The following is a 19,799-nucleotide window of genomic DNA, read 5'->3' as shown; positions in this document are numbered from 1 at the left end:
GTGGTTTAACTAAATAGGAGGCTCTATCATGAAAGTAGCAGTAATTGGTTGTACACACGCAGGAACATTTGCAGCACAGGAAACATTGACTAACCATCCAGATTGGGATGTCACGGTTTACGAAAGTCATGATAACTTATCATTCTTGTCATGTGGGATTGCTTTATGGGTCGGCGGCCATGTTGCCCATCCAGAAAAAATGTTTTATGCGACACCAGATACTTTGGCGCAATTAGGCGCACACATGAAGATGCAACATACTGTTTTAGAAACGAATTTAGCTGACAAAACCTTAAAAGTTAAAAATTTAGTGACTGGTGATGAATCAGTTGAACAATTTGATAAGATTATCGTTACAACGGGTTCATCTCCAGTGATTCCACCAATCGAAGGGATTGATAATCCGCGGGTTAAACTTTGTAAGAATTGGAACCATGCTAATGAATTAAAGAAGAGTGCGGCTGACGTTAAGAGCGTCGTTGTGATTGGTTCTGGTTATATCGGTGCTGAATTGGCGGAAGCCTATGCGACAATCGGTAAAGAAGTGACATTGGTCGATGCACTACCTCACGCTTTGGGTAAAAACTTTGATCCAAATATCTCTGGAATTGTGGAACAAGATTACCGTGATCATGGTGTCACACTAGCTTTGAATGAAAAAGTGGTTAGCTTTAATGGAACTGATCAAGTAACGGTTAAAACGGACAAAGGTGCTTATACGGCTGATATTGCCGTCTTATGTGTCGGGTTTAAACCGAATACTGGTTTGTTCAAAGGCCAAGTTGAGATGTTAGGCAATGGGGCCATTATCACCGATGAATACATGCAAACGTCCGTTAAAGATGTTTATGCAGCAGGGGATTCTTCAACTGTCTTCTACAACCCAACTCAAAAACCAGATTATATTCCATTGGCAACCAATGCGGTTCGCCAAGGACTCTTGATCGGTCGGAATATTGAAACACCAACTGAGAAATATATGGGGACTCAAGCAACAAGTGCCGTTGAATTGTTCGGTCGGACTTATTCAGGAACTGGTTTAACGGTTGAAGGGGCTAAGGTCCGCGGCATTGAAGTGGCGACAACAACGCTCGAACAAGATTACCGTCCTGACTTTATGCCTTCAACAACTTCAGTTCTAATGAACCTGATGTGGAGTCCAGAAACACGCCAAGTTTTAGGGGCGTCATTTACAAGTCAATATGATATTGCGCAAGCAGCGAACGTCGTATCAATGGCGATTCAAACTAAGATGACGATTGATCAATTAGCGATGGTTGATATGTTCTTCCAACCTAACTATGACCAACCCGTTAATTACGTTAACGCGATTGCCATGCAAGCTGTTGCTGAAAGTAAATAAATTAAAAGCGTAAGAATTTAATTTCTTACGCTTTTTTAGTGCCGCGCGACTTGAATTTATGGCAGGACTCTTTCATAATGAAAGGTAAGTTATTTTTGAGGAGCAGTGGCGATGACAACTTTATATTTTGTGCGACATGGTAAGACGGAATGGAATCTAGAGGGGCGTTATCAAGGCGCTCACGGGGATTCACCATTATTACCGACAAGTTATACTGAAATAGCTGAATTAGCCGCTTATTTAAAGGCGATTCAATTCACACATTTATATACGAGTCCGTTGAAACGCGCGCAAGTAACGTCTGAAACGTTGAAAAAAGCGTTAAAACAACCTTTTCCGGTGACGATTGTTGACGATTTACATGAATTTGATTTAGGACAGATGGAAGGGATGGCATTCACGGATGTTTTTAAACAATTTCCGCAAGAAATCGCGGCCTTTCGTGAAGCCCCAGCTGACTATGATCCAACGACGATTAACGGTGAAACCTTTGCATCTGTGATTCAACGGACGAATGCGGCGGTCCAAACCATCGTCACAGCGGCCCAACCAGCTGATAATATTCTAATTGTCAGCCACGGTGCGGCAATGGTTGCGATGATTCAAGCCCTATTAAAAACCCCGATTGCTGACATTCGTAAAGATGGCGGATTGACTAATTCATCGGTCACGACTTTAGAGACGTTGGATGGTGGGATTTCGTATCAATTATTAGACTGGAATGAAACGTGCTTTTTGAAACGCACGTTATCAGCTTCAGATACAATCTAGGAGATGATTAAATGGAAGCGGCAATTTTAAAACAATGGTCAGATGGCCAACATGAAGAAGCGGTCCAAGCGTTAGTGGATTATTTAAAAAAAGCACCGGCTGATATTGAAGCTTATGTGACGTTAGCGACTTTTTTGACCACTCTCCAAGATTTTGAACAAGCGGAAGTATTGTTGCAAAAAGCATTGACCAAGTTTCCTGATCAACCAGCGCTCTCATACGCGTTAGGCACGTTGTATTACCAAGCCGAATCGTATCAACAGGCTGAGGCCATTTTTATGGAGTTGGTTAAAAATTCGCAGTCGGTTGATGCCCAATATATGTTGGCGCAAACGTATCATCAGATGGAACAAAATCCACGAGCATTAGTTTTCGCGTTAACGGCGCAAGAACAACAACCACAGGAATTAGATACGAATATTTTGGTGGGTAATATTTTAATTAGTTTGGGTGATTTTGACCAAGCCCAAAGTTATCTTAAAAAGGCACTTAAAATTGATGTGCAAAATGGTGAGGCCCTCTTTAAATACGGGTTAACCCAACTCGTGTTAGACCAGCCGAGTGCGACTTATTTTGAACGAGCTAAAAAAGTCGCACCGGATTATTTTGAAAAAAATAAGCAACAATTAATGGATATTGAAGGTTTTATGCAAGCTAAAGATCATCAATAGTAGGGATGGCGATTTTGGAAACAACGACAGAAGTAATTAGCAAACCAACCGTAACCGGAACAGTGCAGAGTATTTTTTATGAAAGTCCCGAGAACTTCTTTAAAATCCTATTAATCAAAGTGGCGCATAAAACGATTGACTGGCCCGAACCTGAAATCGTAGTCACTGGGAGTTTTGGCGATATTAAAGAAGATGAACAATACACCTTCTATGGAAAATTGATTACGCATCCTAAGTACGGTAAACAATTTCAAGCTGATAATTATCAGGTCAACCAACCAACGACGAAGGCCGGGTTGGTGGCTTATTTGTCGGGTGAGAAATTTTCGGGGATTGGTCAAAAAACGGCCGAAAAAATTGTTGATACCCTAGGGTTGGAGGCCATCGATACAATTTTAGCCGATCCGAAAGTATTGGCCCCTTTAGGCTTAAACGAGCAAAAACAAACGACTTTAGTCGACACTTTGACGATTAATAATGGGATGGAACAAATCATTATCGGCTTAAATAGTTACGGGTTTGGGAGCTCGATGGCCTATACGATTTATCAGAATTATCAAGAAGATACGTTAAAAGTCATCCAAGAAAATCCCTATCGATTAGTGGCTGATATTACCGGTGTTGGGTTCAAGCGTGCCGATAATTTAGCCGAAAAATTGGGTTTCGCAGCTGATTCACCGGCCCGATTGCAAGGGGCTTTGATGCAGGCGCTCAATGAACTAACGAATCAAGCGGGCGACACCTACACGCAAGCGAAGCCATTACTGGCGACAAGTATTCGTTTGATGGAACAAGCCCGCAATGTGGCCATTGACCCGAATGCGGTCGCTGAACAGCTAATGGTGTTAGCGCATGACGGCAAAGTCGTTGGCGAAGATGATCGCATTTATCCGAACGGGTTATATAATGCGGAATGGCAAATTGCCGATCATCTGATGCGAATTGAAAATGAACGGGACAAAATCAGTTATCCTAAATACGATTTAGACCAAGAGATTCGCCAGTTAGAAAAGCAATTCAAAATTGATTATGATGACGTTCAACAAGAAGCGATTAAATTAGCGTTGACGCACCGGGCATTTCTACTAACTGGGGGACCGGGGACTGGGAAAACGACCATTATCAACGGGATTGTCACGCTGTTTGCGGCGTTGAATGATTTCTCGTTAGACATCAATGATTACAAAGACAAACCATTCCCGATTTTGTTAGCGGCGCCGACTGGTCGTGCAGCTAAACGAATCAGTGAAACAACGGGGTTACCGGCGAGCACGATTCACCGCTTACTAGGAATTACCGGTCGGGAAAATAATCCCGATATTTCGAGTAAAGAATTAGACGGCGGCTTATTGATTATCGATGAAATGTCGATGGTTGATACCTATCTATTCCGGTCACTAATTCGGGCAGTCCCGAGTCATATGCAAGTTGTTTTGGTCGGCGATAAGGATCAATTACCCTCAGTTGGCGCGGGGCAGGTCTTCTTTGATTTATTGCAGAGTCAGGCGATTCCAGCCATCGAACTGCAACAGATCCACCGTCAAGATGACGATTCAACGATTATTCAGTTGGCGCATGATATTAATCAGGGTAAATTACCCGATAATCTGGTGCAACCACAAAAAGATCGTAGCTTTATTCAGTGTAGTCCGTATCAAATTGAATCGGTGATTCAACAAGTCGTGACTAAAGCCAAGGCGCGGGGCTTTGAAACTCGCGATATTCAAGTGTTGGCGCCGATGTACCGGGGTGCCGCTGGGATTGATCAACTCAATCCGATGATTCAAGAAATTATGAATCCAAAACGAGATGATCGAAAGAAACAGGTCACGATTGGCAATGTCCATTACCGAATCGGTGATAAAGTTTTACATCTGGTCAATAGTCCGGAACAAAATGTGTTTAATGGTGAAATTGGACAAATTACCGGGATCACGTATGCTAAGAATAGTGCCGACAAGATGGATGAATTAATCATCGCGTTTGACAGCACCGAAGTGACGTATAAACGGACTGAATGGTCGAAGATTACGTTGGCCTATTGTACGTCGATTCATAAAGCGCAGGGTTCAGAATTCGAAATGGTGATTTTACCGCTAGTGGGCCAGTACCAACGAATGTTGAAACGGAATTTGTTGTATACGGCAGTCACGCGGGCCAAATCGTTATTGATTCTAATTGGCGAACCGCGCGCGTTTGAAACGGCGACTAAGGAATTATCAGCTAATCGCCAAACAACGCTAAAGGAACGGATTATCAGTACCTTTGGCGGAAAAAAACCGGCTAGAGCCATTAAAATGGCGAGTGTTGGTCAAACCGAAGCCAAAACGGTTGCGCAAAGCCCAATTGAATCTAAGCAGCCAGCGGAAACGACCACCCAATTGGACCTATCGGTTGAGACGGTTGAAGAGGCACCAGCTGACTATCGCTTAACACCAGACGCATTGAGTCAACATCAAATTGATCCGATGATTGGGATGACTGGGATTACGCCGTATACGTATATGCCAGTCGCCAAATAGTGTATAATGGACTAACGATTGAATAATGAAAATAAATGAGGCGAAATGATGGTTGACCAGCGAGCCAATTTAGAGATTAGACCCGTGACAATTGAATATTTAGAACAGTTTAATGATTTATTACGATATGTTTTTCAAGTGACTGATCAGGAAGTTTCTGATAGTGGTTATGAAGAAGGCGAATTAGAACGGGCTAAACGGCCGGTACTAGAAAAATCGGACGTCATTGGCTGGTTTAACGGGGATGAATTAATTTCGCAATTAGCGATTTATCCGTGCGAAGTCAATATTCACGGACAGCTATTTAAGATGGCGGGCTTAACCGGGGTCGGGACGTATCCAGAATTTGCCGGGCACGGTTTAATGCACGATTTAATCAAGGTTGGTTTAGATCGGATGCGGGCTAATCAACAATGGATTTCATATCTTTATCCCTATAACATTCCTTTTTACCGTAAAAAGGGTTGGGAAATCATGTCTGATCAACTAACTTACGATATTCGTGATAGCCAATTGCCGAAACAACGACCGGTTGCCGGCCATGTTGAACGGTTAGATATCGATGATCCAGATGTGATTGAAACCTATAATCGATTTGCCCATCAAAATCACGGTGCGATGATTCGTAACGAATTGAATTGGGATGAATATTGGCGTTGGGAAAATGAAGAAGAACGGATTGCCGGTGTTTATTATGATCAGAATGAACAACCGATGGGCTATGTCTTGTACTGGATTGCCAACGAAGTTTTCCATGTGAAAGAGATGATTTATCTCAATCAAGAAGCGCGGATTGGTCTGTGGAATTTTATCAGCGCCCATTATTCAATGGTCGATCACGTTAAAGGCCATTTGTATCAAGATGAACCAATTTCTTTCTTGTTAGATGATGGCGATATTGAACAAACGATTCAACCTTATTTTATGGCGCGGATTGTGGATGTTCAGGAATTTCTAAAGGCCTATCCGTTTGAAACGGACGGGCACGCGTTCCACTTTGTGTTGACCGATCCACTAGCGGATTGGAATAATGGGACTTTTGGTGTTTATTGGAACGACCATGGCAAAGTCCACATTACCAAACGGCCGGTCGGCGATCCGGTTGAATGTGATATTCAAACGTTAACGACGATGTTAATGAGTTACCGACGGCCGTCATATCTAGCAAAGATTGAACGCTTGAAGGCTGATCGAAAAACCTTAAAAAATCTTGAAAATATTATTCCAATGGAACAACCGTATTTCTCAGATTATTTCTAAGTAGCACAAAAAACACCAAGCATGCCCTAAAAATCGGGGAGGCTTGGTGTTTTTGATTAGGCTTTATTTTTAGGGCTTAAATCGCTGAGCCAAAAAAGTTGCTGACTGACGTTGAATTGGGCGTTGAAAGTCCGACTCCCGAGTTCTTCACCGTCCATTTGACCAAATTCAAGCGTTTTAGTTTGGATGTTGATCTGACTTGCCTGATAATGATGAACGGCCTTAAAACGCGTGTGTTTGCCAAATAACATCATTAGAAACAAGAAACAAAAGGAAAGCGAATTAATTTTTTCAATCAGGACTAAATCGAGTAATTGATCATTGACGACTGCGGCCGGCATAATCGGTACACCACCACCAAAATAGGGATGGTTAGTCGTGGTAGCCAAGAAAGTGTGTTTGAATGTTTCAGTTTGGCCGTCAATATTGATGGTGGTTTCAAAATCATCCTGGTGGATGAAGGCTTTGACCAAGGAACTGACGTAAGCTAGGGAACCGAGATGGTATTTATTCAGCATTATTTTACTATTCGAATGGTTGGTCATACTAACAACCGCAGCGTCAAATCCGATACCGACGTTATTGGCAAAGTAACGCTGTTCTTCCTTAATCGCATCGTGATACTCTCCTAAATCAATTAATTGCGCCTCGGTAGTGTTTAACACCTGGTTTAAAGCAGTTAATGGATCACGGCTGAGACCAATTCCGCGCGCAAAGTCATTGCCAGAACCGCAGGGGAGATAGGCGATGGGAATAGTTGTATTATTGGCTTTTTTCAATCCATTAATGGCTTGGTTGAGTGAACCGTCGCCACCGATAATCATTAGAATCTGGTCAGTATGTTTAAACTTAGCAAACTGAAATGCGAGTTGAGTGGTGTGGCCTGCGTAATTGGATATGTGCAATGTAAAGGGGATTTGTTTTTGGTTAAGGACGGATTCGATCTTGGGCCAAACTTGTTCGGCTTGACCGGCACCAGCCATTTTATTTAAAATAATGTAAAAATCAGGTCGAGTGGCCAAAATGCACCTCTCCTTTCAGAAAATTCAATCTGATATTTATTATAGCGGTTTAAGTTAGTTATTGACAACTTAAATTTTTTAAAATTCAAAAAAAGGGGTTGTGACGTAGGTCTTAGTATCCTGATATTAAACGAACGGTCTTCTTTGACGCGCGCCAGAACTCATCAATTTCCGTTCAAATCAAAAATGCTGGTTATCCTTTGTTCGGGATAACCAGCATTTTCAACTTGATACTCAATTAATAATCGAGTTCAGGCACAGCTTGTTTAATATTTATTCATTACTTTGGATAATCATCGGTAAAATCATTGGGCGCCGTTCAGTTTTCTCAAATAAGAAATCTTGTAGGCCATCGATAATAGCCTCACGAACTTGATTTTCAGTCACTTTATCATTCGCGTTGAACGTGTTAACGATCATTCTGAAAACGCGTCGTTGCGCTTCACTGATTAATTCACCTGATTCACGCATATAAACGAAACCACGTGATAGGATGTCGGGACCAGCCAATATATTTTTCTGACCGAAATTAATCGTGGCAACCACTACGACTAAACCTTCTTCAGAAAGCATTTTACGATCACGTAAAACAACGTTGCCAATATCACCAATCCCATTACCGTCGACATACACGTCTTCGGCACTGAAATGACCAGCAACGCGGGCTGAATCAGCGGTTAGGGCTAAAACATCACCATTTTCAAGAATGAAACAGTTGTCTGGTTCAACACCACATTGTTGCGCTAACTCAGTATGGATTTTTTGCATCCGGTATTCACCATGACAAGGCATGAAATACTTAGGTTTCATTAAACGGAGCATTAATTTTTGTTCTTCTTGACCACCATGACCTGAAGTATGGATGTTATTCACTTTACCATGAATGACTTCAGCGCCGGCCTCTGATAATTTATTGATGACGTGGTTGACGCTCATCGTGTTACCAGGAATTGGGTTACTTGAGAAAATAACGGTATCGCCAGGTTGAATTGAAATCTGACGGTGAGTACCGTTGGCAATCCGGCTTAAAGCGGCCATTGGTTCGCCTTGAGAACCGGTACAGAGAATCATGACTTTATCAGCAGGCATCGAATTTAATTGGTTCGCATCGATTAAGGCTTCATCAGGGATGTTCAAATAGCCCAGTTCACGACCGTTGACAACGGCCGCTTCCATACTGCGACCAAAAACGGCAATTTTACGACCGTTAGCAATCGCGGCATCGGCTGCTTGGGAAACTCGAGAAATATTCGAAGCAAAGGTGGCGAATATAATCCGACCTTCAATTCGTTCCACGATATGGCGAATTGAATTACCAACAAAGCGTTCTGACTTACTGAAATTATCCACTTCAGCATTGGTACTATCAGACATCAGACATAAAACGCCTTCTTCACCTAAACGCGCCATTCTTTGTAAATTTGGAGCAGGTTGATTACCAACTGGGGTTAAATCAAATTTGAAATCACCCGTCTGGACAATCACACCCTGTGGCGTATGCACAGCGACGCCTAATGTATCGGGAATTGAATGGGTAGTCCGGAAAAAGTCGACACTGGTTTTGCGGAACTTAAGGACGGTATCTTCGCGAATTTCATGTAAATCAGTTGACTTTAAAAGACCATGTTCTTCTAGTTTGCCCCGAATTAAAGCGAGGGCTAAAGGACCAGCGTAAACCGGAATATTTGGGACTTGTTTTAAGAAATAAGGGAGGCCACCAATATGATCTTCATGACCATGGGTGATGACCAAAGCCTTAATCTTTTGTTGATTTTTTTCGAGATATTGATAATCAGAGATGACATAGTCAATCCCTAATAATTCATCTTCAGGAAACTTGATGCCGGCATCAATCACGATAATTTCATCTTGAAATTGAACACCGTACATGTTCTTACCAATTTCGCCAAGACCCCCTACGGCAAAAATAGCAGTTTCGTTGTTCTTAATATTGAGTTTCATTCATTAAAACTCCGTTAGTTTGAAATCTTCTGATTCTTGTTCGAAAGTCAAATGTTCGCCGCTTAATTCTTGCACAAATTCAATATTGTAGGGTGTATTGTCTTCGACAAGTTGACGAGCTGCAACAGCGTTCTTAGCTTCAAGATAGAGTGATTTTGTCGCCTCACGACGAGGGCTTTGTGTTTTGTCTGCTTGGTATAATACTTTATAAATCAATTGTAAAACTCCTTTATGATGTTTGAATTTTTAAACGAAAGTTTAACCGTCCAGTGGTTGATTACTCAACATTTAAGAATATTTTAGCATATCTTTAAGTTAAAGTATACATTTCTGATAGGCGCTGCAATGGCGAGTTACCGACAATTCAGTTATACTATTGATTAGGAATACTTGAATGAGGATGGGTGATTAGCATGATACCTTGGGTCATTGCATTATTAACGGTGATATTATTAATCGGCATAGTGAGCTGGATTCGTCGGCTGAACCGACGGCGAGCCATGCGAATTCTACAAAAAAGTAGTCAAACAACGGTTGATGAACTCGTCAATATTGGTTATCAACGAGTGAGTACTAAACGACCACAATTCTATGCCCCGCCAATTCCGTTACGGGCGAATTTACCGACGGAAGTTTGGGGTGGCAATGTGATGGTCTTTGAGTACCAAGTACCAATCGTAACGCCAGTTGACCAATTAAAAATGATCTCAACGGAACTTGAGGAAACGTTGAACGCAGTCGCCTATGAACGACGAATTGCGTCGGTTAGTCCACGATATCCGGCATTGATGATTACGGATGCTTGGTTATTGGATCAACAGTATCATTTTGACGTGGCCTTTATTGTTAATCGTGAGACAATTGAATATGTAAAGGATATGGCCCGCGTGTAAGTTAAACATTCTAAAGATAAAAGAGGTTTTGAATCGATGAAATTAATGTGGCGGTATACCATTCGCTATAAGAAGTTACTATTTTGGAATTTTATTTGTGTGTTTGGTTTTGTACTGATTGAATTGGGCTTACCAACGCTTTTGGGACAAATTATTGATAAAGGCATCAACCGACATACTTTTGGACCAGTTTGGCAATTTGGTTTATTAATGGTGGTTATTTGTTTAATCGGACTAGTCGGTTTAATCGGCTTAGCGTATACCGGTAGTCGGATTACGACACTCCTTATTCGGGATATGCGTAATGATATTTTTAAACAAACGATGCAGTTCTCGCATCAAGAATATGGTGAGTTTGGGGTGTCGTCATTGATTACCAGAACCACCAATGATGCGTTCCAAGTGATGCAGTTCATGTCGATGGTCTTGCGAACCGGCTTCATGACGCCGATGATGATTGTCGCGAGTGCGTTTATGATTGTTCGGACGAGTCGGTCGTTATCTTGGATTGTCTTTGCGGCGATTCCAATTCTATTGATTGGTGTTTTCATTATTGGCCGGCTATCCGAACCGATGTCTGAAAAACAACAACAAAATTTAGACGGGATTAATTTAAATCTGCGTGAGAATTTAACGGGGATTCGAGTGATTCGGGCCTTTGTCCGTGAAAAGTTTCAACAGAGTCGGTTTAAGAAAGTCAACGAAGCTTATAGTCAAAGTTCAATCAAATTATTTACATTGATGGCGGTCGCTCAACCGGGCTTTTCGTTCATCTTTAACATTGTTTTTGTGCTGATCATTTGGCAAGGTGCGGTTCAAATTAACGCCGGTCATCTAGCAGTCGGCACTTTAATTGCTTTCATTGAATATATTTTTCACGTGCTTTTCTCATTTATGTTATTTGCCAGCGTCTTTATGATGTATCCACGAGCAGCGGTTTCGGCGGAACGGATTGAAGAATTACTCGCTAAAAAATCGGATATGACTGAAGCAGATGATGGGGTTACGACCACTGAAACGCATGGTGAATTAGTCTTTGACAATGTGTCTTTTGCGTATCCTGGTCCTACTGAAAGTCCCGTTATCCGAGATGTGTCGTTCCAAGCGCGTCCGGGTGAAACGGTGGCCTTTATTGGGAGTACTGGTAGCGGTAAGTCGACCTTAATTCAGTTGATTTCGCGTTTCTTTGATGTGACGCGTGGTCAAGTGATGTTGGATGGGTATGATGTGCGTGATTATCAGATGAAAGCTTTGCGTCAAAAAATAGGTTTCATTCCCCAAAAAGCGGTGCTCTTCACCGGAACAATTGCGGATAATTTACGTTATGGTAATCCGGAGGCGACCGATGAACAGTTGTGGGAAGCTTTAACAATTGCGCAATCGAAAACCTTTGTCTCTGAGAAGCCGGAAGGATTGCAAACATACTTAGCTGAAGGTGGCAGTAATTTATCGGGGGGGCAAAAGCAACGACTAGCGATTGCCCGGGCGATTGTGCGCCGGCCTGATATTTATATCTTTGATGATAGTTTCTCAGCGTTGGATTATCAAACTGATGCAGCGTTAAGAGCCGCTTTAAAACCAATTACAAAACAAGCCACCGTCTTAATCGTCGCGCAACGGGTCGGGACGATTATGAATGCGGATAAAATTGTCGTTTTAAATGAAGGCCGAGTGGTCGGAATTGGGACACACCGAGAATTATTGGCGACTAACGAGATTTACCGTGCAATTGCGTCATCACAATTATCAGAGGAGGAGCTCAATGAAAAATCTTAAAATCTTAAAACGACTCATGCGCTACATTGGGCCTTACCGACTGACTTTTTGGGCAGCAATTGTCGCAACCGTGATTTCAGTTTTTGCGAATGCACTATGGCCAGTCATTATGGGGTTAGCAGTGACCGAAATTGGCAGTAATCTAGCACAACACGTTGCGATTAATTTCCAATATATTTCTAAAGTGATCGCAATGATTCTCAGTTTTGCGATTTTGTATCAAGTTTCAATGTTTCTGGGCTCATTCTTGATGACCCGTGCTGTGCAACGTGCCATGCGCGATTTGCGCCGCGATATTGATTTGCAAATCAATGAATTACCGGTTCGGTACTTTGATTCCCAACAACAAGGCAATATTTTATCGCGGGTCACCAATGATGTGGACGCCATCACTAATGCACTTCAACAAAGTCTGATTCAAGTCATCACCTCGATTCTGGGGATTGTGATGGCGGTGGTCATGATGGTCACAATCAATATTTGGATGGCGCTATTATCATTAATTATGATTCCGGCGTCGTTATTGATCTCACAAAAAATTATTCAAAAATCACAACCGTATTTCCAAGGACAACAAAATACCTTGGGGGAATTGAACGGGTTTGTTCAAGAAAATTACGGTGGTTTCGGTATTTTGAAACTATACGGGCAAGAAGACCGGGCCTACACTGAATTTGCGACGATTACTGATCGGTTAACGGATTTTGGGTTTAAGGCCGCTTTTATTTCCGGGTTAATGATGCCGTTGGTGGGGTTAACCACTAACTTAACTTACGCAGGGATGGCGACTTTAGGCGGTTATTATGTCTTACATGGCGTGATTACAGTTGGTAATTTACAAGCATTCATTCAGTATATTTGGCAAATTAATCAACCCATTTCACAAATCACACAGTTATCAGGTGTGATGCAATCGGCTGCCGCGGCGACGAAACGGGTTTTTGAAATATTGGATGAACCAGTTGAAACAACGGACCATGAAATCGCGGAATTGCCTGCCAATCCACAAGGTCGGGTGGTCTTTAAAGACGTCTCCTTTAGTTATGATGCTAAAAAGCCGTTAATTAAACATTTAAGTTTTACGGCCAATCCGGGCGATAAAATTGCAATTGTCGGACCAACGGGTGCTGGTAAAACAACGATGATTAATTTATTGATGCGTTTTTACGATGTTGACAGCGGCGCGATTGAAATCGACGGGGTTAATACGCAACAAGTCGCTAAACAAAAAGTGCGCTCACTGTTTGGGATGGTGTTGCAAGATGCGTGGTTGTATCATACGACAATCACTGAAAATATTCGGTTTGGTAAATTAGCGGCGACCGAATATGAAGTAGTCGACGCCGCTAAAACGGCGAATGTGGATCACTTTATTCACACTTTGCCAAACGGTTACCAAATGGCGATAGATGAAGAAGCGAGCAACGTTTCATTAGGCCAGAAACAACTATTGACGATTGCCCGGGCGGTGATTGCCGATCCTAAGATTCTAATTTTAGATGAAGCGACCAGTTCAGTCGATACTCGATTAGAAGGTTTGTTACAAAAAGCGATGGAAAAAGTCATGCAGGGCCGGACCAGCTTTGTGATTGCCCATCGTCTATCGACGATTCGGGATGCTAATCTGATTTTAGTGATGGATCATGGTCAGATTGTTGAACAGGGGACCCACGAGAGTTTGTTAGCGACCGAGGGTGTCTATGCCAAACTCTATAATAGCCAGTTTGCCGATAGTCAAAAATAATGGTATTCAAAGAGGCGAGTCCACATAGGTGGGCCCGCCTTTTTGATGCGATGCTATTCGATAATTAGTAAATCATCATCCGCTTGGAAAGGATGTTCCATGTTGATGTGATCAAAGAATAAGATGCCATTCAAATGATCAATTTCATGTTGGCAAACGATGGCTGGATAGTTCTTTAGACGCAGTTTGTGGCTAATACCTTCAACATCTTGATAGCGCAAGGTGATGCGATCATGACGGGGCACGTAGCCGGGAATTTCACGATCGACTGAGAGGCAACCCTCGCCTTCAGCAAGCGCCGCATTTTGAACGGAATGACTAATAATCTTCGGATTAATAATCACGTCTTTAAAAATCGGTTCATCATCGGGACCGGGGACTAGGACGGCTGACATTTGTTTTGAAACGTCAACTTGGGGTGCGGCTAAACCGACGCCGGCCCGTAATTGATATTTTTCAGCTAGTTCAGCGTCTTGGCTGTTTTCCAAGAAGGCCATCATATCGGCAGCTAATTGCCGATCTTCAGCAGATAATGGGAATGTAACAAGTTGTGCAGTTGCTCTTAGTGTGGGGTTTCCCTCACGGATAATATCTTTCATTAATATCACAGTTCAGACCTCCGATTAATTCATCACTTATCTATTTTAGCATAATTTAAGAAGAAGCGAAATAAATCGCTTGACGGGGCTAACAATAACCAGTAAAATTGGTTGTATAAGAGATATTGCTTTTCCGTTAGGTGAGGCTCCTATATGAACAGACGCTGCTACTCAGAAACATCGAGAGATGCCAATTGAGTCAACAGAAATTGCCAATTAAGGCTTTTTCTAACGTAGCTGAACAAGGTTTCTACGTCATATAGTGCTAAAACTGAACGATTGGGAACGCCAGCTTTTTCGGTGACGCTCAATTGTTGTGCGTCTTTTTTTGTCGATAAAAAGCAATCTTAAATCTAATTAACAGAAAGTCTGGTGAGTAGAATGATACAAACAGCTGAAGGTCCTAGTAGTAGTGATAACGATCATCCGAGGTGGTCTGTCATTTTACTGCCAGCAATAATCTGCTAGCAGTGTTACGACGACTTCCTCTAAAGGGAAGGAGTGTCGAACGAGATGCTGAAAAAAGTAAAACCAAACATGACAATTCAAGGCATTAGTAGCTTAGAAATGCTAATGCGGGTCTTGTTAACCCGGCCTAGTGGTTTGACAGGGGTCGAGGTCGCTAAGCGAACTGCGGTGGCGCCTGAAAAAACACAATTAGTAACGGTTATGCGAGACGGTTTTTTAAGAGAAGTAAGTGCGAGTCAATTAGTGATTGGCGACATTCTGGTATTAGCAGCGGTTGAAAAAGCACCGGTTGCGGTGGTTGAATTAAATGCTCAAATGGCGGTGGTTGCAGCGGATACAACACCAATTAACGATTTGCACGGTGTCGTAGTTGATTCACGTTTTTTGACAGTGGATCACGGCGCTAAGGTTAAGGTTGCCCATTCCGTGATGACTGCGGTGACGGCGATGATGACCTTTGGTGGTTTATTAATGATCAATCAAATGGCGTTTGTCGCAATTGCATTATTGCTGATTGCTAGCATGCTAGTTTCAATGGTTAAATTAGTTCAAATGGTTAGAACTGGACACTTTTTACGGATGAACGGGAATCGTTCAACGTTAATTAATTTTGATTTACACCGGATGATGCAACATTTACGGATTGAACCGGTAACCAAGGCCGTTCGTCAGTCGTTAATCCACGCTGGCAACGCTGAGATACCCCAACCGATTTTTGCATAGCAGTACCCCAACAAAAAGAGCATTCACAATAATTGTGAATGCTTTTTTTGTCGTTAAAACGGCATTATTATGCAACAGATAGTTATGCGATAATAATACAGAAGTGATACAATTGCTTTTTAGTGATTGAATTCACATATATCAACAATTGGTGACGATGTTAGTATTCTTAAGGAATCACTATTAAGCGTTTGCATTGTGTGCAATAAAATGCTAAATTAAAGGTGTTGAATAACTGGAATAATACAGATGTATGTTATGATTAAAACAGCTAATATCGAAGGGATGGATGATGATGGCAAACAAACACGCTGCAGTTGATTTTGAACAACTGCTTAATTCAGAAAGCCAGGAATTTAAGATGGTTCAAATTCTTGATGAAACAGGGAAGGTTGTTAATCCCGAAATAATGCCGGATTTGAGCGATGAAGCATTAGTTGATTTAATGAAACAAATGGTTTGGTCACGGGTGCTAGATCAACGAGCAACGGCTTTGAATCGACAAGGCCGTTTGGGTTTTTATGCGCCAACTGCGGGGCAAGAAGCGAGCCAATTAGCCAGTAATTTTGCGATGACGAAGGATGATTTTTTATTTCCAGGTTATCGCGATGTCCCACAATTAGTCCAACACGGGCTACCGTTATCACAAGCTTTCTTGTGGTCACGTGGTCACATTGATGGTAATAAATATCCGGAATCATTAAAAGCGATGCCACCGCAAATTATTATTGGTGCGCAATACATCCAAGCAATGGGTGTGGCTGTTGGGATGAAAAAACGGCATTCTAAAAATGCCGTTTACGTTTATACCGGTGACGGTGGGACTTCACAAGGAGATTTCTATGAAGGCCTCAACTTTGCAGGTGCTTTTAAAGCCCCAGCTATTTTCGTGGTTCAAAATAATGGTTTTGCGATTTCAGTCCCACGCGAAAAGCAAACGGCAGCAGTTACCTTAGCTCAAAAAGGGGTTGCGGCCGGTATTCCAGCCATTCAAGTCGATGGGATGGATGCTTTGGCGGTTTATGAAGTGATGAAAGAAGCACGCGATTACGCAACTGCCGGCAATGGACCGGTTTTAATTGAAACTTTAACTTATCGTTATGGGCCACATACGTTGTCTGGGGATGATCCAACCCGTTACCGGACAAAGGAAACGGATGACATTTGGTTGAAACGAGATCCATTAACGCGGATGCGTCAATTTTTAACGGATAAAGGACTTTGGTCACAAGCGCAAGAAGATGCGTTGATCGATCAAGTCAAAGCAGACATTAAACAAGCGATTAATGAAGCAGACGCTGCTCCTAAACAAAAGGTAACGGACTTTTTGAAGGTTACTTTTGAAGATCAACCGCAAAATATTCAAGAACAACTCGCTGAATACACTGCAAAGGAGTCCAATTAAGATGGCACAAAAAACGATGATTCAAGCAATTACAAATGCGTTAGATTTAGAATTAGGCCAAGATGAAAATGTCTTGATTTTTGGTGAAGACGTTGGTAAAAATGGTGGGGTTTTCCGGGCGACGGAAGGCTTACAAGCCAAACATGGTGAAGACCGCGTTTTCGATACACCATTGGCTGAATCCGGGATTGGTGGGCTGTCAATCGGCCTGGCCTTAGAAGGTTTTCGACCAGTCCCCGAAATTCAATTCTTTGGTTTTATTTTTGAAACTATGGATTCAATTGCTGGGCAAATGTCACGGACACGCTATCGGATGGGCAACACCCGCAATATGCCAATCACGATTCGGGCACCTTTTGGGGGCGGTGTGCATACCCCAGAAATGCATTCAGATAATTTTGAAGGGATGATTACGCAGATTCCCGGGATTCGGGTAGTTGTGCCTAGTAATCCCTACGATGCCAAAGGGCTGTTGATTTCAGCGATTCGTTCTAATGATCCGGTTCTATATTTGGAACACATGAAATTGTACCGGTCATTCCGAGGCGAAGTACCTGACGAAAGTTATACGGTCCCCCTCGATAAAGCCGGGATTACGAAAGCCGGAACTGACGTAACTATCGTGACTTATGGTGCGATGGTTCGCGAAGCTCAAAAAGCGGCTGAGAATTTAGCGAAGGCCCAAATTGATGCTGAAATTATTGATTTAAGAACGATTGCGCCTTTAGATATGGCTACGATTATTACGTCGGTTAAGAAAACGGGCCACGTTGTTGTCGTTCAAGAAGCCCAAAAACAAGCGGGGGTTGGGGCACAAGTCGCCGCTGAAATTGCCGAACGTGCGATTTTATCCTTAGAAGCACCCATCGGTCGTGTAGCAGCGCCGGATACACCATTCCCATTTGGACAAGCGGAAGCAACTTGGCTCCCTAATGCAACGGATATTGAAAATAAAGTCAAAGAAATTATCAACTTTTAAAAGCTGATTAGAGAAGGGACGATTAAGAGCATGGCATATCAATTTAAGTTACCCGATATTGGCGAAGGCATTGCTGAAGGTGAAATCCAAAAATGGGCAGTGGCTGAAGGCGATGTAATCGCTGAGGATGATACGTTATTAGAAGTTCAAAATGATAAATCAGTTGAAGAAATCCCATCACCTGTTAGTGGGAAGATTGTTAAGATTTTAGTCGGTGAAGGTGAAGTCGCAACGGTCGGCCAAGTCTTAGTTGAAATTGACTCACCTGATGCAAAAACGCCAAATGACACTGCAGAACCTGTGCAAGCAGTTGCTGCAGTCGTTGAAGGTGGCCAAGGTGTTTATCAATTTAAGTTACCCGATATTGGTGAAGGGATTGCTGAAGGCGAAATCCAGAAATGGGCGGTCGCTGAAGGCGATACAATTGCCGAAGACGACACTTTATTAGAAGTTCAAAATGATAAATCGGTCGAAGAAATTCCGTCACCCGTTAGTGGGAAAGTTGTTAAAATTTTGGTGGGTGAAGGCGAAGTCGCAACGGTCGGCCAAGTCTTAGTTGAAATTGATGCACCTGGTCATAATACAACCACTACAACAACGGCTTCGGATGAACCAGCAGCAGTTGTTGTGCCGGCCACTGAACAACCTGCGTCGACGAATCCAACGGTCGTTGCCATCAGTGACCCTAATCGGGAAATTCTAGCAATGCCATCAGTTCGTCAATTTGCGCGTCAAAATGACGTTGATATTAGTCAAGTCACGGCGATTGGTAAACACGGTCGGATTACGAAGGTCGATGTTGAACAATTCATGCAAGGTGGACAAGTGGTAGCGACCGGGGCCAATGACGCCATACCAGCGGCTGCTACTGCGCAAACACAAACGGTTCAAACGGCTGTTGCAACGCCAGTTAAACCATTTGTATCCGATACGCCAGAGATGGAAACCCGTGAAAAGATGTCGCCAACTCGTAAAGCAATTGCCAAAGCGATGACGACTAGCAAGCATACGGCGCCACACGTGACGTTGTTTGACGACGTTGAAGTCTCAGCGTTAATGACCCATCGTAAGAAGTTTAAGGAAGTCGCCGCTAAGAAAGACATTAAATTAACGTTCTTGCCATACATCGTCAAAGCGTTAGTGACTGTTTTACGCGATTTTCCAATGCTCAATGCATCAATTGATGACACGACGAATGAAATTGTTTATAAACATTATTTAAACGTCGGCATTGCGACCGATACAGATCACGGTTTATACGTACCGAACATCAAAAATGCGGATGCGAAGAGTATCTTTGCAATCGCTAAAGAAATTACTGAAAACACCCAAAAAGCGCTTGATAATCAATTGAAACCAGCAGAAATGAATGGTGGTTCAATGACCATCAGTAATATCGGTTCAATCGGTGGCGGTTGGTTTACACCAGTCATTAACCATCCTGAAGTTGCGATTTTAGGGGTTGGTAAAATTGCGACGGAACCAGTCGTTAATGCGGACGGCGAATTAGCCGTTGGTAAAGTGATGAAATTATCATTATCGTTTGATCATCGTTTAATCGATGGTGGGACTGCACAACGGGCAATGAACGAATTAAAAGAACTATTAGCTGATCCAGAGCTATTATTGATGGAAGGATGA

General features: G+C 42.5%; 16 protein-coding genes and 1 riboswitch. Of the genes, 12 read left to right on the top strand and 4 right to left on the bottom strand.

The window, feature by feature from the left end:
• Positions 1-28 precede the first annotated feature (28 nt).
• The 5 genes from ACVPPQ_RS10915 to ACVPPQ_RS10895 all read left to right on the top strand — a co-directional run bounded on the left by ACVPPQ_RS10915 (position 29) and on the right by ACVPPQ_RS10895 (position 6,587).
• Positions 29-1,363 (top strand): FAD-dependent oxidoreductase, encoded by a 1,335-nt coding sequence (locus ACVPPQ_RS10915; protein ID WP_463494721.1) that lies wholly within the window; start codon positions 29-31, stop codon positions 1,361-1,363.
• A 111-nt stretch (positions 1,364-1,474) separates the two neighbouring features.
• Entirely contained in the window at positions 1,475-2,134 is a 660-nt protein-coding gene (locus ACVPPQ_RS10910; protein WP_463494719.1) for a histidine phosphatase family protein, read from the top strand.
• A gap of 11 nt (positions 2,135-2,145) precedes the next feature.
• A complete protein-coding gene (locus tag ACVPPQ_RS10905; protein WP_463494717.1) occupies positions 2,146-2,805 on the top strand; it encodes a tetratricopeptide repeat protein in 660 nt (219 codons plus the stop codon).
• A 5-nt stretch (positions 2,806-2,810) separates the two neighbouring features.
• On the top strand, positions 2,811-5,327 hold the full coding sequence (gene recD2, locus ACVPPQ_RS10900; RefSeq protein ID WP_463494715.1) for an SF1B family DNA helicase RecD2: 2,517 nt from the start codon (positions 2,811-2,813) through the stop codon (positions 5,325-5,327).
• A 48-nt stretch (positions 5,328-5,375) separates the two neighbouring features.
• Positions 5,376-6,587 carry a GNAT family N-acetyltransferase gene (locus ACVPPQ_RS10895; RefSeq protein ID WP_463494713.1) on the top strand — a complete coding sequence of 404 codons (1,212 nt, stop codon included), beginning with the start codon at positions 5,376-5,378 and terminating at the stop codon, positions 6,585-6,587.
• Between the two features lie 56 nt (positions 6,588-6,643).
• On the opposite strand, the gene ACVPPQ_RS10890 is transcribed toward ACVPPQ_RS10895, so the two are convergent.
• From ACVPPQ_RS10890 to ACVPPQ_RS10880, 3 genes are all read right to left on the bottom strand, one after another.
• The gene (locus ACVPPQ_RS10890) at positions 6,644-7,609 is read right to left on the bottom strand and encodes a diacylglycerol/lipid kinase family protein (RefSeq protein WP_463494711.1); all 966 of its coding nucleotides are present in this window, start codon (positions 7,607-7,609) and stop codon (positions 6,644-6,646) included.
• 273 nt (positions 7,610-7,882) lie between these two features.
• The gene (gene rnjA / locus ACVPPQ_RS10885) at positions 7,883-9,571 is read right to left on the bottom strand and encodes a ribonuclease J1 (RefSeq protein ID WP_463494709.1); all 1,689 of its coding nucleotides are present in this window, start codon (positions 9,569-9,571) and stop codon (positions 7,883-7,885) included.
• Between the two features lie 3 nt (positions 9,572-9,574).
• Entirely contained in the window at positions 9,575-9,787 is a 213-nt protein-coding gene (locus ACVPPQ_RS10880) for a DNA-directed RNA polymerase subunit epsilon (protein ID WP_463494707.1), read from the bottom strand.
• 197 nt (positions 9,788-9,984) lie between these two features.
• On the opposite strand from ACVPPQ_RS10880, the gene ACVPPQ_RS10875 reads away from it, so the two are divergent.
• The 3 genes from ACVPPQ_RS10875 to ACVPPQ_RS10865 are packed head-to-tail and all read left to right on the top strand — an operon-like array spanning position 9,985 to position 13,984.
• Positions 9,985-10,464: a hypothetical protein gene (locus ACVPPQ_RS10875; protein ID WP_463494705.1), complete on the top strand. Its 480-nt coding sequence runs from the start codon at positions 9,985-9,987 to the stop codon at positions 10,462-10,464.
• A gap of 36 nt (positions 10,465-10,500) precedes the next feature.
• Positions 10,501-12,240: an ABC transporter ATP-binding protein gene (locus tag ACVPPQ_RS10870; protein ID WP_463494703.1), complete on the top strand. Its 1,740-nt coding sequence runs from the start codon at positions 10,501-10,503 to the stop codon at positions 12,238-12,240.
• Positions 12,227-13,984, top strand: a complete 1,758-nt coding sequence (locus ACVPPQ_RS10865; RefSeq protein ID WP_463494701.1) for an ABC transporter ATP-binding protein — start codon at positions 12,227-12,229, stop codon at positions 13,982-13,984. The genes ACVPPQ_RS10870 and ACVPPQ_RS10865 overlap by 14 nt, the downstream gene beginning before the upstream one ends.
• 53 nt (positions 13,985-14,037) lie before the next feature.
• Here ACVPPQ_RS10865 and def read toward each other — a convergent pair whose 3' ends face one another.
• Positions 14,038-14,592 (bottom strand): peptide deformylase, encoded by a 555-nt coding sequence (gene def / locus ACVPPQ_RS10860; RefSeq protein WP_463494699.1) that lies wholly within the window; start codon positions 14,590-14,592, stop codon positions 14,038-14,040.
• A gap of 116 nt (positions 14,593-14,708) precedes the next feature.
• Positions 14,709-14,874, top strand: a riboswitch (M-box (ykoK) riboswitch).
• Between the two features lie 222 nt (positions 14,875-15,096).
• Here def and ACVPPQ_RS10855 point away from each other — a divergent pair.
• The 4 genes from ACVPPQ_RS10855 to ACVPPQ_RS10840 all read left to right on the top strand — a co-directional run bounded on the left by ACVPPQ_RS10855 (position 15,097) and on the right by ACVPPQ_RS10840 (position 19,799).
• Positions 15,097-15,774 (top strand): hypothetical protein, encoded by a 678-nt coding sequence (locus tag ACVPPQ_RS10855; protein ID WP_463494697.1) that lies wholly within the window; start codon positions 15,097-15,099, stop codon positions 15,772-15,774.
• 295 nt (positions 15,775-16,069) lie between these two features.
• Positions 16,070-17,179: a pyruvate dehydrogenase (acetyl-transferring) E1 component subunit alpha gene (pdhA, locus tag ACVPPQ_RS10850; protein ID WP_463494695.1), complete on the top strand. Its 1,110-nt coding sequence runs from the start codon at positions 16,070-16,072 to the stop codon at positions 17,177-17,179.
• 1 nt (position 17,180) lies between these two features.
• Positions 17,181-18,158, top strand: coding sequence for an alpha-ketoacid dehydrogenase subunit beta (locus ACVPPQ_RS10845; protein WP_025082396.1), 978 nt, complete (start codon positions 17,181-17,183; stop codon positions 18,156-18,158).
• Between the two features lie 30 nt (positions 18,159-18,188).
• Positions 18,189-19,799, top strand: coding sequence for a dihydrolipoyllysine-residue acetyltransferase (locus ACVPPQ_RS10840; protein ID WP_463494693.1), 1,611 nt, complete (start codon positions 18,189-18,191; stop codon positions 19,797-19,799).

It is taken from the genome of Latilactobacillus parafuchuensis (assembly GCF_055271665.1).
This window is presented reverse-complemented; position numbering and strand designations above follow the sequence as displayed.

Bases quoted from the DNA above. Each gene is read 5' to 3' on its own strand.
- ACVPPQ_RS10915 (WP_463494721.1), top strand. From the start codon at position 29: ATGAAAGTAGCAGTAATTGGTTGTACACACGCAGGAACATTTGCAGCA.
- ACVPPQ_RS10910 (WP_463494719.1), top strand. From the start codon at position 1,475: ATGACAACTTTATATTTTGTGCGACATGGTAAGACGGAATGGAATCTA.
- ACVPPQ_RS10905 (WP_463494717.1), top strand. From the start codon at position 2,146: ATGGAAGCGGCAATTTTAAAACAATGGTCAGATGGCCAACATGAAGAA.
- recD2 (WP_463494715.1), top strand. From the start codon at position 2,811: ATGGCGATTTTGGAAACAACGACAGAAGTAATTAGCAAACCAACCGTA.
- ACVPPQ_RS10895 (WP_463494713.1), top strand. From the start codon at position 5,376: ATGGTTGACCAGCGAGCCAATTTAGAGATTAGACCCGTGACAATTGAA.
- rnjA (WP_463494709.1), bottom strand. From the start codon at position 9,571: ATGAAACTCAATATTAAGAACAACGAAACTGCTATTTTTGCCGTAGGG.
- ACVPPQ_RS10875 (WP_463494705.1), top strand. From the start codon at position 9,985: ATGATACCTTGGGTCATTGCATTATTAACGGTGATATTATTAATCGGC.
- ACVPPQ_RS10870 (WP_463494703.1), top strand. From the start codon at position 10,501: ATGAAATTAATGTGGCGGTATACCATTCGCTATAAGAAGTTACTATTT.
- ACVPPQ_RS10865 (WP_463494701.1), top strand. From the start codon at position 12,227: ATGAAAAATCTTAAAATCTTAAAACGACTCATGCGCTACATTGGGCCT.
- ACVPPQ_RS10855 (WP_463494697.1), top strand. From the start codon at position 15,097: ATGCTGAAAAAAGTAAAACCAAACATGACAATTCAAGGCATTAGTAGC.
- pdhA (WP_463494695.1), top strand. From the start codon at position 16,070: ATGGCAAACAAACACGCTGCAGTTGATTTTGAACAACTGCTTAATTCA.
- ACVPPQ_RS10845 (WP_025082396.1), top strand. From the start codon at position 17,181: ATGGCACAAAAAACGATGATTCAAGCAATTACAAATGCGTTAGATTTA.
- ACVPPQ_RS10840 (WP_463494693.1), top strand. From the start codon at position 18,189: ATGGCATATCAATTTAAGTTACCCGATATTGGCGAAGGCATTGCTGAA.